A 5,389-nucleotide genomic window follows, 5' to 3' on the forward strand; every position below is an offset into this window, starting at 1 on the left:
TTATTGAAATGATATCTTACAGTTTCGTTGTTTGATTTACCTTTCTTTGAGAAGGTAAAGAAATAGTTGTCGGTACCAGGCTTAATTCTGTATTCTTTTGCATAGCGTTGTATAGCACGATAAACAGTGTTGTCCAAAGAAATGTAACGGGATTTATTTCGTTTGGAGTTGCGAACATAAACAGTCATATTATTTGTGTTCTTTGTGTTGATGTCAGAAACTTTTAAAGAGACAATTTCATCAATTCTTAAGCCACAACATATACCGAGCTTGATTATACAGTCAATTCTAGAGTCGGAATAAGAGACACGAAAGAGTTCGGCAATCTGATTATCGAAAAGAAAATCAATATCCTTGGAAATGGTTTTGGCTTTTGGTACTCTGTAGATATTAAATGGTTTGTTTAATACAGCGGAAAAAAGGAAACGAATAAAGGAGTTGTAGGTGTTAATGGTAATCATAGATAAATGAGATGAATGAAGATGAAGAAGATAGTTTCTAAAGTGATCTTCAGAGATTTCAAATTCATTATCATATTCAATGAAGTCAAAAAAGCGAGCTATACCATCCATATAGTTGATGATAGTTCTTTGAGAAAGATTTCTGATAAGAAGTTCATTTTTAACATCGGTTAAAATAGGATATTGTGCAATTTTGTCATTTATAGATTTAGTATTCATAGTTAATCAGTCCTTTCTGTATAAAATGACAACTAAATTATAAATAAAAAAAGCCATCATAAGAAAGATGGCAAACAAAAAAATATAGAAAATATAAAGAAAGAATTGAACTAACGCGTAGCGTTTTAGTACAATGAAAGAAAGAGAAGAAGATATCGTGGAGATGGTGATAAAGATGTATGACAAGTTTAGAAGTAATGAGCCGATATGGTCATTAGCGAATCAGTTAGCCTTAGCGAAGCTTAGAACTGAATCATTAGAGATGGAGCGTGAAGAAAAGACGGCTAAAAGAATCGAAGAAGGAATTAAACAAGGCATTGAACAAGGTATTGAAATTGGCCGTAAACAGGAAAAAGAGGAGGAAATTAAAAGAAACAGGAATAATTGTATTGAATTACTTAAGGGAAGATATCAAAAAGATTGTAGTAAATGGGTAGAAAGTTTGAGCGAAAGACAAATAGAATTGATTTATAAGTATATATTTGAAGAAGAGGATTTTGCGGTGTTTAAGCGAAGAATAGAAGCTGACAAATATTAGTGTTGAAAAGAAAATTGATATAATACTCATATTATTTTTTAGATAGTAAATAGACAAAACAGATTTTATTGATGTTTTGTCTATTTATATTATAATTTGAATATTTTTTTAATTTATAAAAGTAATTTTCCTTTTTAGATTGTAAAAGATAATGAGGAGGAAAAAATATGATTCATGAAAAAACTATTATCCAAAATAATGTCAGCTTTAGTAATGACCTGTTCTTTAAATATCTGCTCTCTAGAGATACTTTTGAATCTAAAAAAATAAGAAAGTTTATCGTTAAATCTGTCACTGGTCTTGACTGTCAGCAGATGATCGTTAAAAATCCTGAAATCAATCAAAATACGGTCCTCGCTAAAAACATCATCCTCGATATCTGTGCGGTTGATGAAAAAGGTCGAATCATTGATATCGAAATGCAGATGGCAGGCAACAGTAATAGCGAAAGTACCCGCTTTCAATTCTATGGTGCCAGACTGTTAGTAGAACAGATCGATACTGGTGAAAAATATCATCAGTTAAGACCGGTATATCAAATCATCTTTATCAATGAAGATGATGATCGTTTGATCAAAGAATATGCGTTTCGAGATGACCAGGGAGAGGTAGAAAAAAGTAATCTTAATTACCGTTATTTTATCAAGATGAGACATATCGATAAGATCATCAAAGAAAAAGGAATCGCAGGATTAAATGATCTAGAAAGATTATGTTATTTGTTTATAAAAAATGAATACACTGCTATAATGAAGGAAAGAGAAGAAGATATCGTGGAGATGGTGATAAAGATGTATGACAAGTTTAGAAGTAATGAGCCGATATGGTCATTAGCAAATCAGTTAGCGTTAGCGAAGCTTAGAACCGAATCGTTAGAGATGGAACGTGAAGAAAAGACTGCTAAAAGAATCGAAGAGGGAATCAAACAAGGTATTGAGCAGGGCATTGAACAAGGTATTGCTCAAGGAATTGAGCGAGGAGTTGAGCAGGGTATTGAAATTGGCCGTGAAGAAGGAGTTGAGATAGGGAAAAAAGAAACTCTTAAACAAACATGTATTAAAATGATCAAAAAGCAGTATCATCAAGATTGTCAGGAATGGATAGAAGGATTGAGTGAAAAGCAATTAGAATTAATATATGAATATATATTTGAAGAAAATGATTTTGAAGTATTTAAACAAAGAGTAGATAATATTTATTAGGAAAATTATTTTAGAGTAAATATGAAAAAGAGATTTCTTGTTTTGCTGAAAATACAGCAGCTCTTGAAATCTCTTGTTTTTTAGTTGTTTGTTGTTAATTGTTCGATTGCAGCTATTTGTACACAAATACATAATAATGTTGCAGCTTGGGATAATTCATCAATGGTTGGAAAAGAAGGTGCTATTCTAATGTTAGAATCTTGAGGATCTTTTCCATATGGAAATGTTGCACCAATAGTTGTTAAAACAACTCCCGCTTCTTTGCATAATTGACCAACTCTTTTAGCACAGCCAGGCATAACATCAAGACTGATAAAATAACCGCCATTAGGTTCATGCCATGAAGCAATTTCTTTACCTGCTAATTCATTATTTAAATGATTTATTACGCAATCAAATTTAGGTTTTAAAATTGCAGCTTGTTTTTTCATGTGAACTTTAATACTGTTTATGTCATTAAAAAATTTGAGATGACGTAATTGATTCATTTTGTCTTGTGAGATTGATTGATAAGATAATCGCTTTTTTATATCTGAAATATTATTATCGCTTGCTACAAGGCAAGAAACGCCCCCTCCAGCAAATGTTATTTTTGATGTAGAAGCAACCATAATGACTAGATCTTCATTATTATGAAGTGGTAGTTCATTAAAAATATTTAAAAGTGTATCCCCAGGTTCATTTAGATCATGAACACAATAAGCATTATCATAAATAATTCTAAAGTCGTTGGCAGCTGGTTTTAAAGCAGCTAAGGCTTTAACGACTGTATCACTATAAGTTATTCCTTGTGGATTAGAATATTTTGGAACACAAAACATTCCTTTAACACTATCATCTTTGATTAATTCATTGATTATATTGATGTCAGGACCTTCATTAGTCATTGGTACATTAATCATTTCAATACCAAAATACTCACAAAAAGCAAAATGGCGATCATAACCAGGTACAGGACATAAAAATTTTATTTTATCATATTTTGACCATGGTTTACTGCCACAAACTCCAAATAGCATAGCTTGAGCAATATAGTCATACATTAAAGTAAGACTAGATGTTCCTCCAATAATCACATTATTTTCATTTACATCTAATAATTGTGCAAATAACTTGCGTAATGATGGTAATCCTTCTAATACCCCATAATTACGACAATCAATATCATCGATAGAATAATAATCTTTCATATCCAAAATAGACATTGATAAGTCTAATTGTTCTTTACAAGGTTTACCACGTGACATATCAAGCTTTAAATTTTGAGATTTGAAGTCTTGATATCGTTGATCTAATATTTTTTTTAAGTCTAATAGCTCATTTTTGTTCATTTTTGTAAATGGTTTCACTGATCTTCCCCCCTATTGTTATATTGACTGAATTATTTTATCATTATATGGTATTTTTTCAAGATTATTTAGGTAAATTTATTGTGGATTTTTAAGGTTGTGTTTAAAAAAACTCTATTAAATTGAAGTTGATTCTGTTTAATAGAGTTTTTATTATATTATTGTTTATAATTAATTTTGTTTAGATGATATGAATGATGTGAATAATAATAAAAGTCTTAGAGTAAAGTACTCTACGAACATATTTTTTTCATAGTTACACACGCATTTTATCATTATTTGACAAAAAAAGATAGATAAAATTGTTAAAAAATTATTTCCAAAGGGATATGGAATAAAAATCTATTAAATATTTAGTATAAACAAAAGTTTTTATTGCTATTTCTAGTCAATTTTTTGGTCAAAAGAAAAAAGAAAGGAGTTTGTATATGCCTAGAAGAGGAGAAAATATCTTTAAAAGAAAAGATGGTAGATGGGAAGCACGTTATGTAAAAGAAATTACTGTTGATAATCACAAAAAATATGGCAGTGTTTATGCTAGTACTTATACTCAAGTGAAAACAAAGAGAAAAGAAATATGTAAATTATTAGGTAAAGAAACTGTTAACATTATAAATGATGAAACTGTTGGTTATTTTATAAATAGTTGGTTAGAACTTAACAAAATTAGATTTAAGCCCTCAACTCATGCTAAATACTATAATACTATCAATAACTATTTATTACCTTATTTTGATAATATCAAAATAAGAAATCTTGATAATAAAGTAATTGAACAATTTACAACTAAATTATTAGAAGAAGGAAAAAATGGGAAACCCTTATCCCCTAAAACAGTAAAAGATATTTTATTATTACTAAAAATAATTATTAAATATATTGAATCAGATCATAATATAAATCTAAATATTCAAATAATATATCCTAAAATACCTAAAAAAGAAAACTATGTTTTAACTAAAGAACAATTTATTAATTTAAATAACGTATTATTAGAAAACATTGATGATTGTAAATTTGGTGTATTAATTGCTATGGCAACAGGTTTAAGAATTGGAGAATTATGTGCATTAAAATGGAAAAACATTAATTTAGAAGAAAATTATATTTTTATTGAAAAAACTATGCAGCGTATAAGAAATTTAAATAGTAATAGTCCTAAAACAATAATAATCGAAGAATCACCTAAAAGCTCAACATCTCATCGAAAGATTCCAATTCCTGAAAACCTTTTACCTTTATTCAATAAATTCAAAACAAATGATGAATGTTATTTATTAACTGGCCAATCAGATAAATTCATTGAACCAAGATTATTAGAAAGAAAATTCTCTAAATATATTAAAGCAGCAGGAATTAGTAAAGCTAATTTTCATATGTTGAGACATACTTTTGCTACTATGTGTATTGAAGAAGGATTTGAAATTAAATGTCTTAGTGAAATTTTAGGTCATAGTGGGTCTCAAATTACTTTAGATCGTTATGTTCATTCGTCATTTACTTTGAAAAAAAATTGGATCAATAAGTTTTCAAATCAAAATATTTCTTGTCATTAATTTTGGTCAATTAAAAAAAGTGCTTATTTAACAGCACTTTTTTAATATGTCGTAGAGTACTTTA

At 28.7% G+C, this 5,389-nt stretch carries 5 protein-coding genes; 3 read left to right on the top strand and 2 right to left on the bottom strand.

Annotation, left to right across the window (positions count from 1 at the left end; genetic code table 11):
- The coding region (locus tag BR82_RS16720; RefSeq protein WP_187116145.1) for a site-specific integrase at positions 1-680 on the bottom strand (680 nt) is incomplete at its 3' end.
- A 133-nt stretch (positions 681-813) separates the two neighbouring features.
- Here BR82_RS16720 and BR82_RS0106490 point away from each other — a divergent pair.
- Positions 814-1,218 (top strand): hypothetical protein, encoded by a 405-nt coding sequence (locus tag BR82_RS0106490; RefSeq protein WP_147590219.1) that lies wholly within the window; start codon positions 814-816, stop codon positions 1,216-1,218.
- A 167-nt stretch (positions 1,219-1,385) separates the two neighbouring features.
- Complete coding sequence (locus BR82_RS15315) at positions 1,386-2,420, top strand: PD-(D/E)XK nuclease family transposase (RefSeq protein WP_027089526.1); 1,035 nt, start codon at positions 1,386-1,388, stop codon at positions 2,418-2,420.
- Positions 2,421-2,500: 80 nt separating this feature from the next.
- On the opposite strand, the gene BR82_RS0106500 is transcribed toward BR82_RS15315, so the two are convergent.
- The gene (locus BR82_RS0106500; RefSeq protein ID WP_027089527.1) at positions 2,501-3,769 is read right to left on the bottom strand and encodes an aspartate aminotransferase type Ic; all 1,269 of its coding nucleotides are present in this window, start codon (positions 3,767-3,769) and stop codon (positions 2,501-2,503) included.
- A 428-nt stretch (positions 3,770-4,197) separates the two neighbouring features.
- Between BR82_RS0106500 and BR82_RS0106505 the strand changes: the two genes are divergently transcribed.
- A complete protein-coding gene (locus BR82_RS0106505; protein WP_027089528.1) occupies positions 4,198-5,325 on the top strand; it encodes a site-specific integrase in 1,128 nt (375 codons plus the stop codon).
- Positions 5,326-5,389: the final 64 nt, after the last annotated feature.

It is taken from the genome of Thomasclavelia saccharogumia DSM 17460 (genome assembly GCF_000686665.1).
In the GTDB taxonomy this organism is placed as follows: Bacteria; Bacillota_I; Bacilli_A; order Erysipelotrichales; family Coprobacillaceae; genus Thomasclavelia; species Thomasclavelia saccharogumia.